The sequence below is a fragment of the Pseudomonas sp. PS02302 genome, from assembly GCF_029959585.1.
Lineage (GTDB): Bacteria > Pseudomonadota > Gammaproteobacteria > Pseudomonadales > Pseudomonadaceae > Chryseomonas > Chryseomonas aestiva.
Window position 1 is genome coordinate 39,989 of sequence record NZ_JASCON010000027.1, and the last position, 19,270, is coordinate 59,258.

19 protein-coding genes and 4 tRNA genes are annotated in these 19,270 nt (G+C 63.6%); 7 read left to right on the forward strand and 16 right to left on the reverse strand.

Features of this window, described 5'->3' with window-relative positions:
- Positions 1-199 precede the first annotated feature (199 nt).
- The 14 genes from rplL to QMX82_RS11520 form a co-directional block, all read right to left on the reverse strand.
- Entirely contained in the window at positions 200-568 is a 369-nt protein-coding gene (rplL, locus tag QMX82_RS11455) for a 50S ribosomal protein L7/L12 (protein WP_059316466.1), read from the reverse strand.
- 79 nt (positions 569-647) lie between these two features.
- Positions 648-1,148, reverse strand: a complete 501-nt coding sequence (gene rplJ, locus QMX82_RS11460) for a 50S ribosomal protein L10 (protein ID WP_017641868.1) — start codon at positions 1,146-1,148, stop codon at positions 648-650.
- A gap of 208 nt (positions 1,149-1,356) precedes the next feature.
- The gene (gene rplA, locus QMX82_RS11465) at positions 1,357-2,052 is read right to left on the reverse strand and encodes a 50S ribosomal protein L1 (protein ID WP_208693035.1); all 696 of its coding nucleotides are present in this window, start codon (positions 2,050-2,052) and stop codon (positions 1,357-1,359) included.
- Positions 2,052-2,483 (reverse strand): 50S ribosomal protein L11, encoded by a 432-nt coding sequence (gene rplK / locus QMX82_RS11470; RefSeq protein ID WP_133860554.1) that lies wholly within the window; start codon positions 2,481-2,483, stop codon positions 2,052-2,054. The genes rplA and rplK overlap by 1 nt, the downstream gene beginning before the upstream one ends.
- A 113-nt stretch (positions 2,484-2,596) precedes the next feature.
- On the reverse strand, positions 2,597-3,130 hold the full coding sequence (nusG, locus tag QMX82_RS11475) for a transcription termination/antitermination protein NusG (protein ID WP_026083932.1): 534 nt from the start codon (positions 3,128-3,130) through the stop codon (positions 2,597-2,599).
- Between the two features lie 11 nt (positions 3,131-3,141).
- Positions 3,142-3,510, reverse strand: coding sequence for a preprotein translocase subunit SecE (secE, locus tag QMX82_RS11480; protein WP_183634094.1), 369 nt, complete (start codon positions 3,508-3,510; stop codon positions 3,142-3,144).
- 35 nt (positions 3,511-3,545) lie between these two features.
- Positions 3,546-3,621 (reverse strand) — tRNA-Trp (locus QMX82_RS11485).
- Positions 3,622-3,675: 54 nt separating this feature from the next.
- Entirely contained in the window at positions 3,676-4,869 is a 1,194-nt protein-coding gene (gene tuf / locus QMX82_RS11490) for an elongation factor Tu (RefSeq protein ID WP_133860552.1), read from the reverse strand.
- Positions 4,870-4,953: 84 nt separating this feature from the next.
- Positions 4,954-5,029, reverse strand: a tRNA-Thr gene (locus QMX82_RS11495).
- A 20-nt stretch (positions 5,030-5,049) separates the two neighbouring features.
- Positions 5,050-5,123: transfer RNA gene (locus tag QMX82_RS11500), tRNA-Gly, on the reverse strand.
- A gap of 23 nt (positions 5,124-5,146) precedes the next feature.
- Positions 5,147-5,231, reverse strand: a tRNA-Tyr gene (locus QMX82_RS11505).
- A 220-nt stretch (positions 5,232-5,451) separates the two neighbouring features.
- Complete coding sequence (locus tag QMX82_RS11510) at positions 5,452-6,993, reverse strand: phosphoenolpyruvate carboxykinase (RefSeq protein WP_282283537.1); 1,542 nt, start codon at positions 6,991-6,993, stop codon at positions 5,452-5,454.
- A gap of 104 nt (positions 6,994-7,097) precedes the next feature.
- Positions 7,098-7,991, reverse strand: coding sequence for an Hsp33 family molecular chaperone HslO (gene hslO, locus QMX82_RS11515; RefSeq protein WP_208693084.1), 894 nt, complete (start codon positions 7,989-7,991; stop codon positions 7,098-7,100).
- A 105-nt stretch (positions 7,992-8,096) separates the two neighbouring features.
- Positions 8,097-8,510, reverse strand: a complete 414-nt coding sequence (locus tag QMX82_RS11520) for an RNA-binding S4 domain-containing protein (protein ID WP_442969384.1) — start codon at positions 8,508-8,510, stop codon at positions 8,097-8,099.
- Positions 8,511-8,598: 88 nt separating this feature from the next.
- On the opposite strand from QMX82_RS11520, the gene rimA reads away from it, so the two are divergent.
- Genes rimA through rimK form a run of 3 tightly spaced genes read left to right on the forward strand, consistent with a single transcriptional unit; the run spans position 8,599 to position 10,769 of the window.
- Positions 8,599-9,375 (forward strand): S6 modification regulatory phosphodiesterase RimA, encoded by a 777-nt coding sequence (gene rimA, locus QMX82_RS11525; RefSeq protein ID WP_282283543.1) that lies wholly within the window; start codon positions 8,599-8,601, stop codon positions 9,373-9,375.
- Between the two features lie 15 nt (positions 9,376-9,390).
- Positions 9,391-9,867, forward strand: coding sequence for a retropepsin-like aspartic endopeptidase RimB (rimB, locus tag QMX82_RS11530; protein WP_027598255.1), 477 nt, complete (start codon positions 9,391-9,393; stop codon positions 9,865-9,867).
- On the forward strand, positions 9,864-10,769 hold the full coding sequence (gene rimK / locus QMX82_RS11535) for a 30S ribosomal protein S6--L-glutamate ligase (protein WP_027598254.1): 906 nt from the start codon (positions 9,864-9,866) through the stop codon (positions 10,767-10,769). The genes rimB and rimK overlap by 4 nt, the downstream gene beginning before the upstream one ends.
- A 149-nt stretch (positions 10,770-10,918) precedes the next feature.
- On the opposite strand, the gene QMX82_RS11540 is transcribed toward rimK, so the two are convergent.
- Positions 10,919-12,238 (reverse strand): ATP-binding protein, encoded by a 1,320-nt coding sequence (locus tag QMX82_RS11540; protein ID WP_208693087.1) that lies wholly within the window; start codon positions 12,236-12,238, stop codon positions 10,919-10,921.
- A 137-nt stretch (positions 12,239-12,375) separates the two neighbouring features.
- Here QMX82_RS11540 and QMX82_RS11545 point away from each other — a divergent pair, with 137 nt between their 5' ends.
- Positions 12,376-13,248 (forward strand): undecaprenyl-diphosphate phosphatase, encoded by an 873-nt coding sequence (locus tag QMX82_RS11545; protein ID WP_282283548.1) that lies wholly within the window; start codon positions 12,376-12,378, stop codon positions 13,246-13,248.
- Positions 13,249-13,287: 39 nt separating this feature from the next.
- Here the strand turns inward: QMX82_RS11545 and ompR are convergent, their stop codons facing one another.
- On the reverse strand, positions 13,288-14,022 hold the full coding sequence (gene ompR / locus QMX82_RS11550; RefSeq protein ID WP_027598251.1) for an osmolarity response regulator transcription factor OmpR: 735 nt from the start codon (positions 14,020-14,022) through the stop codon (positions 13,288-13,290).
- A 175-nt stretch (positions 14,023-14,197) separates the two neighbouring features.
- Here ompR and QMX82_RS11555 point away from each other — a divergent pair, with 175 nt between their 5' ends.
- The 3 genes from QMX82_RS11555 (at position 14,198) to gshA (ending at position 18,690) form a co-directional block, all read left to right on the forward strand.
- The gene (locus QMX82_RS11555; protein ID WP_282283557.1) at positions 14,198-16,516 is read left to right on the forward strand and encodes a Tex family protein; all 2,319 of its coding nucleotides are present in this window, start codon (positions 14,198-14,200) and stop codon (positions 16,514-16,516) included.
- 2 nt (positions 16,517-16,518) lie between these two features.
- Positions 16,519-16,902 (forward strand): PaaI family thioesterase, encoded by a 384-nt coding sequence (locus QMX82_RS11560; protein WP_052504088.1) that lies wholly within the window; start codon positions 16,519-16,521, stop codon positions 16,900-16,902.
- Positions 16,903-17,112: 210 nt separating this feature from the next.
- The gene (gene gshA, locus QMX82_RS11565; RefSeq protein ID WP_208693090.1) at positions 17,113-18,690 is read left to right on the forward strand and encodes a glutamate--cysteine ligase; all 1,578 of its coding nucleotides are present in this window, start codon (positions 17,113-17,115) and stop codon (positions 18,688-18,690) included.
- Positions 18,691-19,270: the final 580 nt, after the last annotated feature.

The following is a 19,270-nucleotide window of genomic DNA, read 5'->3' on the forward strand; positions in this document are numbered from 1 at the left end:
TTGTTTGGCCTCTCCGACGGGAGCAGCCGGAAAATCGGGCAAACCCTTTGGTCTGCCGCACCCCGAGAGCGAGGTGGATACAGCGCATCTTGTCAGGCGGATATGCTCGCTCTGTACAAAACGGCAAAAGGCCGGTGGCGTTCGCCACCAGCCATCAGCCGAACGTGAAACGTTGCGGCTGTAGACGCAAGAACCGAACTTACTTGAGCTCGACCTTGGCGCCTGCTTCTTCCAGAGCCTTCTTGGCAGCTTCGCCTTCCTCTTTGGAGACGCCTTCCTTGACCACGCCCGGGGCGCCGTCAACGACAGCCTTGGCTTCTTTCAGGCCCAGGCCGGTCAGTTCACGAACGACCTTGATGACGTTCACTTTCTTGTCGCCGGTCTCGGTCAACATGATGGTGAATTCGGTCTGCTCTTCGACGACGGCAGCGGCAGCAGCCGGGCCAGCGGCAGCGGCGGCAGCGGCGGTCACGCCGAACTTCTCTTCCATCGCCTTGATCAGTTCCACCACTTGCATGACGGACATTTCGGATACGGCGTTGATGATGTCTTCGTTGGTCAGAGCCATGACTCTAGATTCCTATAACAGGGTGCGGCTTCAGGCCGCAAATAATAAGAAAGACTTGCAGGAAACGCAGCACGCGCGATTAGGCGGCGGCAGCTTCCTTTTGGTCGCGAATGGCGGCGAGGGTACGAGCCAGCTTGCTGGTAGCGCCCTGGATAACACTCATCAGCTGGGACACAGCTTCGTCGTAGGTCGGCAGGGTTGCCAGTACGTCGATCTGGTTAGCCGGGATGAGCTTGCCTTCGAACGCGGCGGCCTTGATCTCGAACTTGTCCTGACCCTTGGCGAAATCCTTGAAGATACGGGCGGCAGCGCCCGGATGCTCCTGGGAAAACGCGATCAGGGTCGGGCCCTTGAAGGTGTCGTTGAGAACGTCGAAAGACGTGCCTTCAACGGCACGACGCAGCAGGGTGTTACGTACGACACGTACATAGACACCAGCCGCGCGGGCCTCTTTACGGAGTCCGGTCATGGCACCCACAGTCACGCCACGGGCATCGGCCACGACAGCGGACAGGGCACCTTGGGCAGCCTCGTTGACTTCAGCGACGATAGCCTTCTTGTCTTCGAGTTTGATTGCCACGGGTTTAACTCCTGGATGTTACCGTTTCGCCCGATGGACTGGGCGGCGTTTTGGTGTCTGACTCGGTAACCGAATCGGGAGCACCATCTGCGTAGGCTGGGGTTTCCCCGGTTTAAGACTTGCGTCCCCTACGGTCTTGGACAGCCCCCGCCAGGCAGGGACCCCAATCTTGGCGCCGCGCCCGAAGGCACGGCGACTTGTATCTGGCTTAGGCTTCCAGGGAAGCCTGGTCGATCTGCAGACCCGGGCCCATGGTGGAGCTCAGGGTGATGCGCTTGACGTAGATGCCCTTGGAGGTCGAGGGCTTCAGGCGCTTCAGGTCGGCCAGCAGAGCTTCAACGTTCTGCTTCAGCTTCGCGGGCTCGAAATCGATCTTGCCAACGGAAGCGTGGATGATGCCGTTCTTGTCAGTACGGAAACGCACCTGACCAGCCTTGGCATTCTTGACGGCAGTAGCGACGTCCGGGGTCACGGTGCCAACCTTGGGGTTGGGCATCAGACCGCGCGGGCCGAGCAACTGGCCCAGCTGACCGACAACGCGCATGGCGTCCGGCGAGGCAATGACCACGTCGTAGCTCAGGTCGCCGCCCTTCATCTCGGCAGCCAGGTCGTCCATGCCGACTCGCTCGGCACCGGCAGCCAGCGCGGCTTCGGCGTTGGCACCCTGGGTGAACACGGCAACGCGAACCGACTTGCCAGTGCCATTGGGCAGCACGGTGGCGCCACGAACGACCTGGTCGGATTTACGCGGATCCACGCCCAGGTTCACGGAGACGTCGATGGACTCCTTGAACTTGATAGTGGACAGCTCGGCCAGCAGGGCGGCAGCTTCTTCGAAGCCGTACTGCTTACCAGCCTGGATTTTTTCGGCGAAAGCCTTTTGACGCTTAGTGAGCTTGGCCATTACACGCCCTCCACATTCAGACCCATGCTACGAGCGGAACCGGCGATGGTACGCACGGCGGCGTCCATATCGGCGGCGGTGAGATCGGCATTCTTGGCTTTGGCGATCTCTTCCAGCTGGGCGCGGGTGACGGTACCGACCTTCTGGCTGTTGGGACGAGCGGAACCGCTCTTGATGCCAGCAGCCTTCTTGAGCAGCACGGAGGCCGGGGTGCTCTTGATTTCGAAGGTGAAGCTACGGTCGCTGTACACGGTGATGATCACCGGGGTGGGCAGACCGGGCTCCATGCCCTGGGTGCGGGCGTTGAACGCCTTGCAGAATTCCATGATGTTGACGCCGTGCTGACCCAGCGCCGGACCGACCGGCGGGCTCGGGTTGGCTTGAGCGGCCTTAACCTGCAGCTTGATGTAAGCCTGAATTTTCTTAGCCATGTGCTACTCCAATGATGGGTTCGACGCCCCTCAGGGCTCCCCAATTACTTGCTATATCCCAGTGACGACAAAACCCCGCAGCCTGCGGCTACGGGGTGAGGGATGCGAACAACCTAGACCTTTTCGACCTGGCTGAACTCGAGCTCCACAGGGGTCGACCGACCAAAGATCAGTACCGCCACGTGGATGCGGCTCTTTTCGTAGTTGACCTCTTCGACCACGCCGTTGAAGTCGGCGAACGGTCCGTCCACCACCCGAACCGTCTCGCCTGCTTCGAACAGAGTCTTCGGCTTGGGCTTGTCGCTGCTGTCGGAGACACGACGCAGAATCGCGTCCGCTTCACGATCAGTGATGGGGGCCGGCTTGTCGGCAGTACCGCCGATGAAGCCCATGACGCGAGGGGTATCCTTGACCAGGTGCCAAGTCCCTTCGTTCATCTCCATCTGCACCAGGACGTATCCCGGGAAAAATTTACGCTCGCTCTTGCGCTTCTGACCATTGCGCATTTCCACCACTTCTTCGGTGGGCACGAGAATGTCGCCGAACTCGTCTTCCATTTCGTGCAGCTTGACGCGTTCGATCAACGAACGCATGACATGCTTCTCGTAACCCGAGTAGGCATGCACGACGTACCAACGCTTAGCCACGGCGAACCCTTTCAACCAACAATCGTGGAAACCAGCCAACCGAGCAGGGAGTCGAGCCCCCACAACAACAAAGCCATCACGAGCACCACCGCAACCACGATCAGCGTGGTCTGAGTGGTCTCTTGCCGGGTAGGCCAGACAACCTTGCGAATCTCGGTACGGGCGTCTTTCAGCAAGCCGAAGAAGGCTTGCCCCTTGGCGGTCTGCAGGGCAACAAAGGCAGCAACAGCTGCCAGCACCAACAGACCTACCACTCGATACAGGATGGACTGAGCAGCGAAGTAGTGATTGGCAACAACACCGATCGCCACCAGAACGACAACCACCAGCCACTTCAGCGCATCGAAGCGCGACTCTTTGGCTTCCGCCTTGATGCTCATTGCATGAATCCTGTAAGGAGTGCCAGATGGGAATCTGGCAGGCCAGGAGGGAATCGAACCCCCAACCTGCGGTTTTGGAGACCGCCGCTCTGCCAATTGAGCTACTGGCCTGTAACTTGAATCAGGCCGACCATTATGCCGACCTGACAGACCAAGATCAATCGATTACTCGATGATCTTGGCAACCACGCCGGCGCCGACGGTACGACCGCCTTCACGGATGGCGAAACGCAGACCGTCTTCCATCGCGATCGGAGCGATCAGGGTGACAACCATCTTGATGTTGTCGCCCGGCATCACCATCTCGACGCCTTCCGGCAGCTCGCAGTTACCGGTCACGTCGGTGGTGCGGAAGTAGAACTGCGGACGGTAGCCCTTGAAGAACGGGGTATGACGACCGCCTTCTTCCTTGGACAGCACGTACACTTCGCACTCGAACTTGGTGTGCGGCTTGATGGTGTTCGGCTTGGCCAGAACCTGGCCACGCTCCACGTCCTCACGCTTGGTGCCACGCAGCAGCACGCCGACGTTTTCGCCAGCACGACCTTCGTCCAGCAGCTTGCGGAACATTTCAACGCCGGTGCAGGTAGTCTTGACGGTGGCCTTGATGCCCACGATCTCGACTTCTTCCTGGATGCGGACGATGCCACGCTCGACACGACCGGTGACCACGGTGCCGCGACCGGAGATCGAGAACACGTCTTCGATCGGCATCAGGAACGGCTTGTCGATGGCACGCTCGGGCTCGGGGATGTACGAGTCCAGGGTCTCAACCAGCTTGCGCACGGCAGAGGTACCCATTTCGTTGTCGTCGTTACCGTTCAGCGCCATCAGCGCGGAGCCGATCACGATCGGGGTGTCGTCGCCCGGGAAGTCGTAGGTGTTCAGCAGATCGCGAACTTCCATCTCGACCAGTTCCAGCAGCTCGGCGTCGTCAACCATGTCGGCCTTGTTCAGGAACACGACGATGTAGGGAACGCCTACCTGACGGGACAGCAGGATGTGCTCGCGGGTCTGCGGCATGGGGCCGTCAGCAGCCGAGCAAACCAGGATCGCGCCGTCCATCTGGGCAGCACCGGTGATCATGTTCTTCACGTAGTCGGCGTGGCCGGGGCAGTCGACGTGCGCGTAGTGACGGATCGCCGAGTCGTACTCAACGTGGGAGGTGTTGATGGTGATACCGCGAGCCTTTTCTTCCGGCGCGTTGTCGATCTGGTCGAAACCACGAGCGGAACCGCCCCAGGTGTCGGCACAGACTTTGGTCAGCGCAGCGGTCAGAGTGGTCTTGCCATGGTCGACGTGACCGATGGTGCCCACGTTCAGGTGCGGTTTGTTACGTTCAAACTTTTCTTTAGCCATCGACACTCTCTCCCTTCACGAATTGAGCAAAGCAATGCCGCCATTAAAACAAAGGCAGATATTTGCATATCTGCCTTTTTAAGATGGAGCTCATGAGCGGATTCGAACCGCTGACCTCACCCTTACCAAGGGTGTGCTCTACCAACTGAGCTACATGAGCAAAACATTTGCCAGTCAAACTGGAGCGGGTAGCGGGAATCGAACCCGCATCATCAGCTTGGAAGGCTGAGGTTCTACCACTGAACTATACCCGCAGAGCCTAAGCGCTCTAGCAATCTGGTGGAGGGGGAAGGATTCGAACCTTCGAAGTCTGCGACGTCAGATTTACAGTCTGATCCCTTTGGCCACTCGGGAACCCCTCCAAAGTGAGGCGGCATTTTCTTCATCTGCCCTCCTCTTGTCAAGGATCTTTTTAAAATCTCCTTAACAATCAATGCTTTCGCCTCGCTCGCTAGCGTTATCAGCGAAAGCGGGCGCAGTTTATGCAATCGCCATGGACCATGCAACCCCAAGACGCAAAAAAAGCTTAAAAAACAAAGGCCGCCCTAATGGCGACCTTTGTTCGCAGACAACCGCCCCCGCTTACAGCTGGGGACCTGCGGCCAGGATGCCTTCGGATACGCCGGAGAACTTCTTGAAGTTCTCGACGAACTTGCCAGCCAGCTCGCGCGCCGCCGCGTCATAGGCAGCACCATCCTGCCAGGTGTCGCGCGGATTTAGCAGGACGCTGTCCACGCCGGGAACGGCGACCGGGACGTCGAGGTTGATGACTGGAACGTGGCGGGTCTCGGTACCGATGAGGGCACCGCTCTGGATAGCCGCGATGACCGCACGGGTAGTCGGGATGTTGAAGCGCTTGCCGACGCCGTAACCGCCACCGGTCCAGCCGGTGTTGACCAGATACACCTTGGAGCCGAAGCCCTGGATGCGCTTGATCAGCAGATCGGCGTACTCAGCCGCCGGACGCGGGAAGAAGGGTGCGCCGAAGCAGGTGGAGAAGGTCGACTTGATGCCGGGGCCGGAACCCATCTCGGTCGAGCCGACCAGGGCGGTATAGCCGGACAGGAAGTGGTAGGCCGCCTGCTCGTTATTAAGGATGGATACCGGGGGCAGGACGCCGGTGAGGTCACAGGTCAGGAAGATGACCGCGTTGGGCTCGCCACCCAGGTTGTGCTCGGCGCGCTTGTCGATCAGTTCGCGCGGATAGGCCGCCCGGCTGTTCTGGGTCAGGCTGTCGTTGGCATAGTCGGGGTGACGGGTCTGGGGATCCAGCACCACGTTCTCCAGGACGGCGCCGAACTGGATGGCCTTCCAGATGACCGGCTCGTTCTTCTCGGACAGGTCGATGCACTTGGCGTAGCAACCACCTTCCATGTTGAAGACGGTACCTACACCCCAGCCGTGCTCGTCGTCACCGATCAGGTAGCGGCTCTGGTCGGCGGACAGGGTGGTCTTGCCAGTGCCGGACAGGCCGAAGAACAGGGTGACATCACCCTCCTCGCCCACGTTGGCCGCGCAGTGCATCGGCAGCACGTCCTTTTCCGGCAGCAGGAAGTTCTGCACCGAGAACATGGCCTTCTTCATCTCGCCGGCGTAGCGCATGCCGGCGATCAGCACCTTGCGGGCCGCGAAGTTGATGATGACGGTACCGTCGGAATTGGTGCCGTCACGCGTGGGCTCGCAGACGAACTCGGGCGCGTTGATGATCTCCCAGGCTGGCTTGGACTGGGGATTGTATTCGGCCGGATTGATGAACAGGCAGCGGCCGAAGAGGTTGTGCCAGGCGGTCTCGGTACGCATGACGACGGGCAGGTAGTGCTCTACATCGGCGCCTACATGCACGTGGGAGACGAATTGATCACGCTCGTCCAGGTAGGCGCTGACGCGCTCCCACAGCGGCGCGAACTTGTCCTCCGGGAAGGCACGGTTGATCGGCCCCCAGTGGATGGCATCGCGCGTGGAGGCTTCCTCGACGATAAAGCGATCTACCGGCGAACGCCCCGTGCGATGCCCCGTCTTGACGACCAGCGAGCCATTGGCGGCCAGCTCTCCTTCGCCACGTCGCAGGGACTCTTCCACTAACTGCGCGACGCTGATATCGGTATACACGTTGGCTTTCGTCATTTCGTTCCCCATGGCCCTGGGCCGTTCCTCATGCTTGTAGCTCTTACACGGCAGAACTACACGTTGCGGGATTATGCCAGAAAGCCTTCGGGCTTTTGCAACGGCTAGTGCCGGGTATTTCCCGGGGTTTGCGTGCCGCCGCCCGCAAAAATCTGCGCGATATCGGCAGCGTCGAATACCTGCTGCTCATTGCAAAACTGGCAATCTACCCGAATGTGTCCGTCCTGTTCAGCGAGCAGACTCTCGACGTCCGGCTGGCCCATGCTGATCAGGGCGTTGGCCGCGCGATCACGGGAGCAGCTGCAACTGAAGGCCACCGGCTGCTCGTCGAACAGGCGGACCTTTTCCTCGTGGAACAGCCGGTGCAGGATCACTTCGTTGTCGAGACCCAGCAGTTCTTCGGCCGTGAGGGTATCGGCCAGGGTGACCACGTGCTCCCAGCTGTCCTGGCGGGCCTGGGCATCCTTGATCCGTGACGGCGGCAGCTGCTGGAGCAGCAGGCCACGGGCGCGGCGGCCATCGGCGTTCAGCCAGAAACGCGTGGGCAGCTGTTCGGAGGTGGCGAAGTAACCGGACAGGCACTCAGCCAGATTCGCGCCCTCCAGCGGGACGATACCCTGGTAACGCTGACCATGGCGCGGGTCGACGGTGAGAGCCAGGACGCCGTCGGGCATGAGTTCGCTCAAGGAGGCGGAGGCGGTGATCTCGGCCTCTTCGTAACGCGCGATGCCGCGCACCTCGCGCTCACTGGAACACTCGACCATGAGCAGCGGAATGGGCCCGCTGGAGCGCGCCTGCAGCACCAGCAGCCCTTCGAACTTGAGGGTTCCACACAGCAGCGCGGCCGCCGCGAGCATCTCGCCCAGCAGCTGGGCCACGGGCTCCGGATAGGCATGCTTGGCGAGGACCTCGACATAGCTGCGATCCAGGGTAGCCAGTTCGCCGCGGACATCGGTTTCGTCGAACAGGAAACGTTGGGTGAAATCGTGGGAAGTCATGAACTACCTATATAAGGAAGGAGGCCGCGAAGCGGGCGTTCACGGCGCACGCCAGGACCGGCGAGCGGACCTGGCCATTGAGAGGATCCGGCGAGGCGCGACGACTCAGTCGCCGAACGGATGGACGTACTCGCGGAACTGATGGATCTGTCGACGCTGCTTTTTGGTGGGGCGGCCATCGGTCTGCAGGCCGAGGTTGCCGGCCTTGCGAGCGGCCGCGGCCTGTTCGCGTGCCTTGAGGCTTTCCGGCGTCTCGGTGTAGAGCTGCTGAGCTTCGGACGCACCCCGGCGGTTCTGCGACAGGGCGACGATCACCACCGTCTTTTCGTCATAGCCCTGACGGATGGTGAGGACGTCGCCGATGCGCGGCTCCTTGCTCGGCTTGCAGCGCTCGCCCCGGCACTGGATCTTGCCGCCTTCCAGGGCCGCCTTGGCCAGCGCGCGGGTCTTGAAAAAACGCGCGGCCCATAGCCATTTATCGAGGCGCATCCGTTCTTCAGTGTGATCTACTGCATACATCGAATAAAAAGCCCCCTGTTGGGTCTTAGACTCTTCTCAAGAACTCTAAACCATCGGACCGACGCTGCAAGCGCGCCTCTGGAGAGCCATGACCACATTCTTTCCCTCCGATCTGACTGGCCAGACCCGTTGCAAGGGATGCCAGCAGTCGGAACCCCTGGGCTTCGACTTCGACTTCGCCTATCAGCCCATCGTGGATCTGGGCAAAAGCGCGGTCTTCGCCCGGGAAGCACTGGTGCGCGGATCAAACGGCGAAGGCGCGCCGTCGGTGCTCAACCAGGTGACCGACAGCAACCGCTATCGCTTCGACCAGCTTTGCCGGACCAAGGCCATCGCCACCGCAGCCGCCCTGGGCATGCAGGAGAGTCTGTCGATCAACTTCCTGCCCAACGCCGTCTACCGCCCGGAACTGTGCATTCGCAGCACCCTGGCCGCTGCCCGCGAGCATGATTTTCCTCTGGAACGGCTGATCTTCGAGACCGTGGAAAGCGAGCACGTGGCCAGCAACCACCTGACGCACATACTGCGCGAGTATCAGCAATTCGGTTTCAAGACCGCCATCGACGACTTCGGCGCCGGTCATTCCGGCCTGACGCTGCTGGCCGAATTCCAGCCGGACCTGGTCAAGCTCGACATGGCGCTCATCCGCGACATCGACCGGGACCAGGTGCGACGGACCATCGTGCGCAACCTGATCGTCATGTGCCGCGAACTGGGTACCCAGGTGATCGCCGAAGGGGTGGAGACCGTGGCCGAACGCGATTGCCTGCGTGACCTCGGCATCGAGCTGATGCAGGGGTATCTGTTCGCCAAACCAGCCTTCAAACAGCTCGTTGATCCGCAACATTTAGGCGGAGGCCACTGATTTCAAGGAGCAACGATGAGCAATTCCGCCGAACCGGTCATTATCGGCCTGAGTGAGTGGGTGGCCCTGCCCGACCTGGGTGTGGTGGGCCTGAGAGCCAAGATCGATACCGGCGCCAGTACCTCGGCGTTGCATGCGACGGAGGTTCAGCCGTTCATGCGCGGCAAGGAGCGCTGGGTGAGATTCACCGTGCACCTGGGGACACTGGTTCAGTCCCGGCATCGCCATTGCGAAGCACCCCTGGTGGCGAAGAAGACCATTCGCAGCTCCAATGGCATCGCCCAGACCCGTTATGTCATCCGTACCCTGCTGGCCCTGGGCGAGTGCCAGTGGCCGGTGGAATTCACCCTGGCCTGCCGCAAGAGCATGCGCTATCGCATGCTGCTCGGCTCCAAGGCGTTGATCGATGGTGGCCTGCTGGTGAATCCGGCCGTCTCCTATGCGCAAGACAAACCCCAGTTGTCCCTTACTCCGGCTTCCGGTGCCCCATGAAAATCGCCGTCCTCTCGCGTAACCCCAATCTGTATTCCACCCGGCGCCTGGTCGAAGCCGGCGTCAGCCGCGGCCATGAGGTGGTCGTGGTCGACACCCTGCGCGCGTACATGAACATCGCCAGCCACAAGCCGCAGATCCACTACCGCGGCAAACCGCTGGAAGGCTTCGATGCGGTCATCCCGCGCATTGGTGCCTCGGTGACCTTCTATGGCTGCGCGGTGCTGCGCCAATTCGAGATGCAGGGCGTCTTTCCGCTCAACGAGAGCGTGGCCATCAGCCGTTCGCGCGACAAGCTGCGGTCCCTGCAGCTGCTCTCGCGCAAGGGCATCGGCCTGCCGGTGACCGGCTTCGCCCACTCGCCGGATGACGTGCCGGACCTGATCCAGATGGTCAATGGCGCCCCCCTGGTGATCAAGGTACTGGAAGGTACCCAGGGCATCGGGGTGGTGCTGTGCGAAACCGAGAAGGCGGCCGAATCGGTGATCGAAGCCTTCATGGGGCTCAAGCAGAACATCATGGTGCAGGAATACATCCGCGAGGCGGGTGGCGCGGACATCCGCTGCTTCGTGGTCGGTGACAAGGTGATCGCCGCGATGAAGCGCCAGGCGGCGCCGGGGGAATTTCGCTCGAATCTGCATCGCGGCGGTACCGCCAGCCTGATCAAGATCACCCCGGAGGAACGCATGACCGCCTTGCGCGCGGCCCGGGCCATGGGCCTGAGCGTGGCCGGGGTGGACATCCTCAGATCCAACCACGGCCCGCTGGTGATGGAGGTCAACTCCTCGCCCGGTCTGGAAGGCATCGAGCAGACCACCGGCAAGGACGTGGCCGGGATCATCATCGAATACCTGGAGAAGAACGCCGAGCCGGGGCTGACGCGGACCAAGGGCAAGGGCTGAGGCTTCTGCCTTGAGGAGCTGCTGGGCTTCGCTAGCGCTTAGCCCAACCTATCCCTTGATCGATGGGTCGCACGTCAGGCGGATGCCGCGATCGCTTCGCTATCGCGGCCATGGGCCGCTCCTACAGGCCACAGCAGCAGGATCCGGTATCAGCTGGCGCTGCGCGGGAGCAGCAGGCCCAGGGGCAACAGTACCCGGGCTTCCACCCCGCCACCTTCGCGATTGCGCAGCTCGGCGCTGCCGCCGTGCTGGGCGGCGATGCGCTTGACGATAGCCAGGCCCAGCCCGGAACCGCTGACGGTGCGGGCACGATTGCCGCGGGTGAAGGGATTGAAGATGTCCTGCAGGTCCTTGGGATCTATGCCGGGACCGCGATCCATCACGCTCAGGGCAACATAGGGCGCCGTGGCGGAGCCCGCGACCTGCCCGACCACCTCGATACCGCCACCGCCGCCATGGCGCAGGGCGTTTTCCACCAGGTTGGTCAGCAGCCGCTTGAAGGAAATGCGGCGTACCGGCAGGGGCGGCAGGACGTCCAGCATCAGCCGTACCCGCTCCGTCTCCTGGTTGTAGGGCGCCACCACCTGGCGGGCCAGTTCGTTGATATTGGTGAGCTCCTGCGGCTCGTCGCGACCGTCGCGGACGAAGGCGAGGAACTGATCGAGGATGGCGTTCATGTCCTCGATGTCGCGGATCATGTCCTCGGCCTCTTCGCGCTCGGCCGGTGGCATCAGCTCCACCGCCAGGCGCAGGCGGGTCAGGGGCGTGCGCAGGTCATGGGAGACCCCGGCCAGCATCAGTTCGCGTTCGCGACCGGCCTGCTCGACGTCTTCCGCCATCTGGTTGAAGGCATGGTAGACATCCTGAATCTCGCTCGGGGCATCGGTCTCCGGCAGTCGCACGCTGCGGCCCTTGCCCAGCTCGCGGGCGGCATTCACCAGGCGCCGCAAGGGCTGGTTGAGCTGGCGCACGAAGACCCAGGCGGCGCCGGTGGACAGCAGGCCGATGGCGAAAAACCAGCCCAGCACGCTCCAGATATGCTGCCCGCGCAAGGGATGGGCCATGAGCGGGATCTTGATCCAGTCCGGCCCCAGGGAGGGCGCCAGGACCCACATGGCCGGACCATGCTGGACCCGCACCCGCACCTCGGTCTCCTCGCCCAGCTCCTGCTTCATCTGGCGCTCGAAGATCTCGCTGTAGGGCCAGTGGTATTCCCCGGCCGGCACGGTCTCGGGAGACTCGTAGCGCAGGCCGGCGGCCTGGGCGATGCGCGGCCGCTCGGTTTCCGGGGTGGCCCAGTAGGCACGGAGGGTCAGGGCCGCGCCGTGGCTGTACTGACGATCGACCAGAACGTCCTCATTGAGCAGCAGATAGACCAGGGTCAGCGCCTTGGAAAACAGCACCGCGAGCAGGACCATCCACAGCGAGCGGGCGAAGAAACTCTGGGGAAACCAGCCGGGCGCCTTCATCGACCAGGATTTCCGCGCAAAACGGCGCGAAAGCCATCACAACCTCTGGGATTGCAGGGTCCAGATAGGCAACCCGACGCGGACACATTCGGATACATTTGCTCGTCCATTTCTTCCCTTCAACCTGGAGTTCTCTCGTGTCCGACATCTGCCAGACCGGCCTGGACATCGGCTTCGCCTCGCTCAGCTACGCGCAGATCGCCTTTCTTGGCGTGGTGCAGGGTATCACCGAGCTGCTTCCCATTTCGTCCACGGCGCACATGCGGGTGGTTCCCGCCCTGCTCGGCTGGCGCGATCCCGGCTCGGCCTTTTCCGCCGCCATGCAGATGGCGGCACTGGCGGCGGTGATCAGCTATTTCTGGCGCGATGTCAGCGGCGTGACCCGCGGCAGCCTGGCCGCGGTACGCCAGCGTAACTTCGATAGCCCGGACTTCCTGCTGGCGATGATGATCGTACTGGCGACCATTCCCATCTGCATCGCCGGCCTCCTGCTGGCGCCCCTGCTCAATGCCTGCGACTCGCCGCTGCGGGGCCTCAGCGTCATCGGCTACGCCTGCCTGGCGATGGCCGCCCTGCTGGCGCTGGCGGAACGGGTCTGCCGACACAACAGAGACATCTCGCAGATGCGCCTGCGCGATGCGCTGATCGTGGGGATCGCCCAGGTGGGCGCATTGATTCCGGGCGTGTCCCGTTCCGGTTCGACCCTGACCGCGGCCATGTTCCTCAATCTGCGTCGCGAGGAAGCCGCGCGCTTCTCCTTCCTGCTCGGCCTGCCGGCCATCGCCCTGGCCGGACTCAAGGAGCTGGTGGTGCTCTGGCACGCGCACATCCCGGCCGAAGCCTGGTCGCTGCTGCTGGTGGGATTGCTGGTGGCGAGTTTGTCGGCCTTTGCCGCGATCTGGGGCCTGATGCGCTTTCTGGAACGCTTCTCGACCTGGCCCTTCATCATCTATCGCGCGCTGCTGGGGATTTTCCTGCTGGTGGGCGTGCACCAGGGACTGTTCGCCTGAGCCACCCCTAGCCGGGGCGCGATGCCCCGGCTACCTGCCTTACTTGCCGGCGCCGTCCGGCACGAAGACGTAGCCCACGCCCCAGACGGTCTGGATGTAGCGCGGCTTGGACGGATCGGGTTCGATCATCCGGCGCAGGCGCGAGATCTGCACGTCGATGGAGCGCTCCAGGGCATCCCATTCGCGACCGCGGGCCAGATTCATCAGCTTGTCGCGGGTCAGCGGCTCGCGGGCGTGGTCGACCAGTGCCTTGAGCACGGCGAATTCGCCGGTGGTGAGCATGTGGGTCTCTTCGCCGCGCTTGAGTTCGCGGGTGGCCAGGTGCAGGGCGTAGTCGCCAAAGGTCACCACCTCGTCGGTACCGGCAGGAGCGCCGGGTACCACCGGGGCCTGACGGCGCAGCACGGCCTTGATCCGGGCTACCAGCTCCAGCGGGTTGAAGGGTTTGGCCAGGTAATCGTCGGCGCCCTGGTCGAGCCCCTGGATGCGGCTGCCTTCGTCGCCCTTGGCGGTCAGCATGATGATGGGAATGCGATTGCCGCTCTCGCGCAGTCGGCCACAGGCGGACAGGCCGTCTTCGCCGGGCATCATCAGGTCCAGCACGACCAGGTTGAAGACCTCGCGGGCCAGCAGGCGGTCCATCTGTTCGGCACTTTCGACCGTGCGTACGCGATAACCCTGCTCGGCCAGAAAACGCTCCAAGAGGCGGCGCAGCCGGGCGTCGTCATCGACGACCAGGATCTTTTCACCTTCCGGGGCAACGGGGGTGCTCATAATATCTCCTTGTGATCTAGCACTGGATTATGCCGTAGGCCATCCGACCGCGGCATTGGGCCATTGTTAGCAGATTTTGCCCGCGCTGGGGCGGCGGCGCAGGCACGGGAGGCAGGGCCCCGGCGGGCTCAGGTATACTGCGGCCCGCTTTTTCTCGTGCAAGCCAGGTAGCCCGATGGATATCAATAGCCGCATCGCCGAAGAGCTCGGCGCCCGCCCGCAACAGGTCGCCGCCGCCGTGGCCCTGCTCGACGAAGGGTCGACCGTGCCCTTCATCGCCCGTTATCGCAAGGAAGTCACCGGCAGCCTGGACGACACCCAGCTGCGTCATCTCGAAGAGCGGCTGCGCTATCTGCGCGAGCTGGAAGACCGCCGCGGCGCGGTGCTGGCCTCCATCGAGGAGCAGGGCAAGCTGACCCCCGAACTGGCCCGCGAGATCAATCTGGCCGACACCAAGACGCGCCTGGAAGACCTCTACCTGCCCTACAAGCAGAAGCGCCGCACCAAGGGCCAGATCGCCCTGGAAGCCGGCCTCGGCCCGCTGGCCGATGCCCTGCTGCAGGATCCGACCCTGACCCCGGAGACCGAGGCGGCCGCCTATGTCGATGCGGACAAGGGCGTGGCGGACACCAAGGCCGCCCTGGAAGGCGCCAAGTACATCCTCATGGAACGCTTCGCCGAGGACGCCAACCTGCTGGCGCGACTGCGCGGCGTCCTGCAGCAGGACGCCATCCTCAGCGCGCGCCTGGTGCCGGGCAAGGAGACCGAAGGCGCCAAGTTCAGCGACTACTTCGAGCATGACGAGTCCTTCAAGTCGGTGCCGTCGCATCGCGCCCTGGCGATCTTCCGGGGCCGCAACGAAGGCATCCTCAGCGCCGCGCTCAAGCTCGGCGAAGAAGGCCCGGGCATCGCCCATCCCTGCGAAGGACTGATCGCCGCGCACTTCGGCCTGAAGAACCAGGGCCGCGCCGCGGACAAATGGCTGGCCGAGGTGGTGCGCTGGACCTGGAAGGTCAAGCTCTATACCTCCCTGGAAACCGATCTGCTCGGCGAGTTGCGCGAAAAGGCCGAGGAAGAGGCCATCGCGGTCTTCGCCCGCAACCTGCACGATCTGCTGCTCGCCGCGCCGGCCGGTCCGCGCACCACCCTGGCACTGGACCCGGGTCTGCGCACCGGCTGCAAGGTCGCCGTGGTGGATGCCACCGGCAAGCTGCTGGCCACCGACACGGTCTATCCCCATGCGCCGCGCAATCAGTGGGACCAGACCCTGGCCACCCTCGGCGTGCTCTGCACCAAGCATGGCGTGGATCTGATCGCCATCGGCAACGGTACCGCCAGCCGCGAGAGCGACAAGCTGGCCGGCGAGCTGATCAGCAAGTACCCGGGCCTGGGCCTGACCAAGGTGATGGTCAGCGAAGCCGGCGCCTCGGTGTACTCGGCATCGGAACTCGCCGCCCGGGAATTCCCCGACCTGGACGTCTCCCTGCGTGGCGCCGTGTCCATCGCCCGCCGCCTGCAGGATCCGCTGGCCGAGCTGGTGAAGATCGAGCCCAAGTCCATCGGCGTCGGCCAGTACCAGCACGATGTTTCCCAGCTCAAGCTGGCGCGCAGCCTGGACGCCGTGGTGGAAGACTGCGTGAACGCCGTGGGCGTGGACGTGAATACCGCCTCCGCCGCCCTGCTGGCGCGGATCTCCGGTCTCAACGCGACCCTGGCGCAGAACATCGTGCAGTTCCGCGACGCCAATGGTGCCTTCGCCACCCGCGAGGCGCTGAAAAAGGTGCCGCGCCTGGGCGAGAAGACCTTCGAGCAGGCCGCCGGCTTCCTGCGCGTCATGAGCGGCGCCAATCCGCTGGATGCCTCGGCGGTGCACCCGGAGACCTATCCGCTGGTGCAGCGCATCGCGGCCGACACCGGCCGTGACATCCGCTCGCTGATCGGCGACTCGGCCTTTCTCAAGCGCCTGGATCCGAAGAAATTCACCGACGAGAGCTTCGGTCTGCCGACGGTGACCGACATTCTCCAGGAACTGGACAAGCCCGGTCGCGACCCGCGCCCGGAATTCAAGACCGCGGTGTTCCAGGACGGCGTGGAGAAACTCTCCGACCTCAAGCCCGGCATGGTGCTGGAGGGCGTCATCACCAACGTCACCAACTTTGGCGCCTTCGTCGACATCGGCGTGCACCAGGACGGCTTGGTGCACATCAGTGCGCTGTCGGAGAAATTCGTCAAGGACCCCTATGAGGTGGTCAAGGCGGGTGACATCGTCAAGGTCAAGGTGATGGAGGTGGACGTGCCGCGCAATCGCGTAGGCCTGTCCATGCGCATGGGCGACACCCCCGGCGAGAAGGTCAACGGCAAGCCCGGCGGTCAGGCCCGCGGCAACGGTGGCAAGCCCCGCGCCGACAAGGGCGCACCGCGTCAGAATCAACCGGCTCCGGCCAACCAGGCCATGGCGTCGCTGTTCGCCAATGCCAAGCAACTGAGGAAATAGGTATGAGCGGTTCTCTCGCAGGCAAGGACAGCGCCTTCAGCACCCTGCTGGGCATGACCATCCACAAGGCCGAGGGTGGCGAGTCCGAGGTGCGCATGAGCGTGCAGGACAGGCTCATCAACCTGCACGGCAAGCTGCACGGCGGTGCCATCTTCTCGCTGATCGACACCGCCCTGGGCCAGGCCAGCCACAGTCTGTTCGACGGCCAGGCCGGCAGCGTGACCCTGGAGTGCAAGGTCAACTACGTGCGTGGCGTCAGCGACGGCGAACTGGTCTGCCGCGCCCGGGTGATCCACCCGGGCCGCAAGACCCATGTGCTGGAAGCCCAGGTGCATCAGGGCGACAAGCTGATCGCCCTGGCCCAGGCGACCTTCGCCTGTCTGTGACCGGCCCCGCCGGGTGGCGGCGAAGCGGCGCATATCGCCCTTTGCCGTCGCCTGAGCTACGCTGGGAGCCAACCGAGCGGGTTGCGGTCTGAGGCTTGAACCCGGACCGCAGCAGTGACTGCTGCCCCCGCGTCGGCCCTGGCCGGCAACCCTCATTTCAGTCGGTTTCTTCTACCCTGCCCGGGGCGAGTACCGCCAAAGGAAGTCAACTTGAGCGATATCCTGTCCCGCCGCCTGGCCCTGCTCGGCACTGATCCCTCCCTCCTGACCGAATGCCTGCACGGCATCGAGCGCGAGACCCTGCGGGTGGACGCCCGTGGCGACCTGTCGCGGCGTCCCCATCCCCAGGCGCTGGGCTCGGCCCTGACCCACCCGCAGATCACCACGGACTATTCCGAGGCCCTGCTGGAATTCATCACCCCCACCGGCACCCGCACGCCCGAGGTGCTGGACGCCCTGGACCGGGTGCATCGCGCCGCGGTCGCCGAACTCGACGGCGAGCGCCTCTGGAGCGGTTCCATGCCCTGCCGGCTGCCGGCCGAGGACGAGATCCCCATCGCCGACTATGGCAGCTCCAACATCGGCCGGCTCAAGCACGTCTATCGCCGCGGCCTGGCCCTGCGCTACAGCCGCACCATGCAGTGCATCGCCGGCATCCACTACAACTTCTCGCTGCCGGAAGCGGCGTGGGAACTGCTGCGCCAGCAGGAGGGTGACGCCCGCGATGCCCGCGACTACCAGTCGGCCCGCTACATCGCCCTGATCCGCAACTTCCGCCGCTACAGCTGGCTGCTGATGTACCTGTTCGGCGCCTCGCCGGCGCTGGACGCGGGCTTCCTGCGTGGCCGGCCGCATCTGTTGCAGACCCTCGACGAGCGGACCCTGTACCTGCCCCATGCCACCAGCCTGCGCATGAGCGACCTGGGCTACCAGAGCAACGCCCAGGCCAGCCTGACGCCGGACTACAACGACCTGACCACCTACACCGAGAGTCTGAGACGCGCGGTGGGCACGCCCTACCCGCCCTACGCGGAGATCGGTACGCATCAGAACGGCGAGTGGGTGCAGCTCAACACCAACATCCTGCAGATCGAGAACGAGTATTACGCCACCATCCGCCCGAAGCGCGTCACCCGCAGCGGCGAGCGGCCGGTGCAGGCATTGATGGCGCGTGGGGTGCAGTACATCGAGGTGCGCTGCCTGGACATCGATCCCTTCCTGCCACTGGGCATCGATACCACCACCGCGCTGTTCCTCGACGCCTTCCTGCTCTATTGCGCCCTGGAAGGCAGCCCGCCACTCAACGGCGAGTGTCGCGAATGCACCGACAACTTCGCCAGCGTGGTGCGTGAAGGCCGCAAGCCCGGTCTGCGTCTGCAGCGCCATGGCGCCTCGGTGACCATGATCGACTGGGCCGCGGAGATGCTCGACCAGATCGAGCGCTGCGCCGAGACCCTGGACGCCAGCCTGGGCGGCGATGCCCATCGCCGGGCGGTGGCGGTACAGCGGCAGAAGGTCGCCGACGTCCGCCTCACGCCCTCGGCGCGGGTGCTGCAGGAGTTGCGCGAACGCGGCGAGAGCTTTGCCGAATTCGGCCTGCGCCAGAGCGAGGCCCATGCGGCCTATTTCGCCAGCCACCCGCTGAACGATGGCGAGCGCGAGGGCTATGCACAGATGGCGCGCCAGTCGCTGGAGGAGCAGGCGGAGATCGAGGCGGCGCCCCAGGGCGATTTCGACACCTTCGTGGCGGCCTATCAGGCGAGCATTCTGGCGACGATCGGGGTGTAGATACGTAGGTTGGGTTGAGACGGCTCCATAGTCGAAGCCCAACGTTGTGATGCCAAAGAGCTTGTTGGTGCCCTAGCTGATTATCGTGTTCTGCTGCTGGATCTTGTTTCGCCCATCCGGGCGACTCACTTTTGCCAGTCGCGGCTGCGCCGTTCCGGGGTCGCCTACACGGGCCTTCCATGGCCGGTTAGGCCTCTCGCCGCATCCCTGCGGCTCGACCCACTGCACAGCACTGGCGTTCGCCCTGCTGAACGGGGCGATTCGCCAGCCTGGAAGTTCTGGTTGCAGAGCCGTGAACCGCCCGTAGCCCGTAGCCCGTAGCCCGTAGCCCGTAGCGTGGACAACGGCGCAGCCTTGTCCACAGATAGCGGCGATGCCCACCAGTGGAAAACGCTGCGCGGTTTTCCACGCTACGTCTCCAGACGCCAGCGGACGAATCGATGGTTGATGAGGGCTCCTTCCGGTATCGATGCAGGAAGGGCCAGCTGCGCCTTGGAGCGGCTTCGATTCGGACTGGAGCTATCGCGGCCATGGGCCGCTCCTACAGGTGTGCCTAGAAGGTGCAGGAGCGGCCCATGGC

Excerpts from the sequence above, each read along its gene's own strand:
- rplK (WP_133860554.1), bottom strand. The coding sequence starts at position 2,483 with ATGGCTAAGAAAATTCAGGCTTACATCAAGCTGCAGGTTAAGGCCGCT.
- QMX82_RS11520 (WP_442969384.1), bottom strand. The coding sequence starts at position 8,510 with ATGTATGCAGTAGATCACACTGAAGAACGGATGCGCCTCGATAAATGG.
- hslO (WP_208693084.1), bottom strand. The coding sequence starts at position 7,991 with ATGACTTCCCACGATTTCACCCAACGTTTCCTGTTCGACGAAACCGAT.
- rimA (WP_282283543.1), top strand. The coding sequence starts at position 8,599 with ATGACCACATTCTTTCCCTCCGATCTGACTGGCCAGACCCGTTGCAAG.
- secE (WP_183634094.1), bottom strand. The coding sequence starts at position 3,510 with ATGAGCATCAAGGCGGAAGCCAAAGAGTCGCGCTTCGATGCGCTGAAG.
- QMX82_RS11540 (WP_208693087.1), bottom strand. The coding sequence starts at position 12,238 with ATGAAGGCGCCCGGCTGGTTTCCCCAGAGTTTCTTCGCCCGCTCGCTG.
- QMX82_RS11560 (WP_052504088.1), top strand. The coding sequence starts at position 16,519 with ATGAGCGGTTCTCTCGCAGGCAAGGACAGCGCCTTCAGCACCCTGCTG.
- rplA (WP_208693035.1), bottom strand. The coding sequence starts at position 2,052 with ATGGCCAAGCTCACTAAGCGTCAAAAGGCTTTCGCCGAAAAAATCCAG.
- QMX82_RS11510 (WP_282283537.1), bottom strand. The coding sequence starts at position 6,993 with ATGACGAAAGCCAACGTGTATACCGATATCAGCGTCGCGCAGTTAGTG.
- rimK (WP_027598254.1), top strand. The coding sequence starts at position 9,864 with ATGAAAATCGCCGTCCTCTCGCGTAACCCCAATCTGTATTCCACCCGG.
- rimB (WP_027598255.1), top strand. The coding sequence starts at position 9,391 with ATGAGCAATTCCGCCGAACCGGTCATTATCGGCCTGAGTGAGTGGGTG.
- QMX82_RS11555 (WP_282283557.1), top strand. The coding sequence starts at position 14,198 with ATGGATATCAATAGCCGCATCGCCGAAGAGCTCGGCGCCCGCCCGCAA.
- tuf (WP_133860552.1), bottom strand. The coding sequence starts at position 4,869 with ATGGCTAAAGAAAAGTTTGAACGTAACAAACCGCACCTGAACGTGGGC.
- ompR (WP_027598251.1), bottom strand. The coding sequence starts at position 14,022 with ATGAGCACCCCCGTTGCCCCGGAAGGTGAAAAGATCCTGGTCGTCGAT.
- rplL (WP_059316466.1), bottom strand. The coding sequence starts at position 568 with ATGGCTCTGACCAACGAAGACATCATCAACGCCGTATCCGAAATGTCC.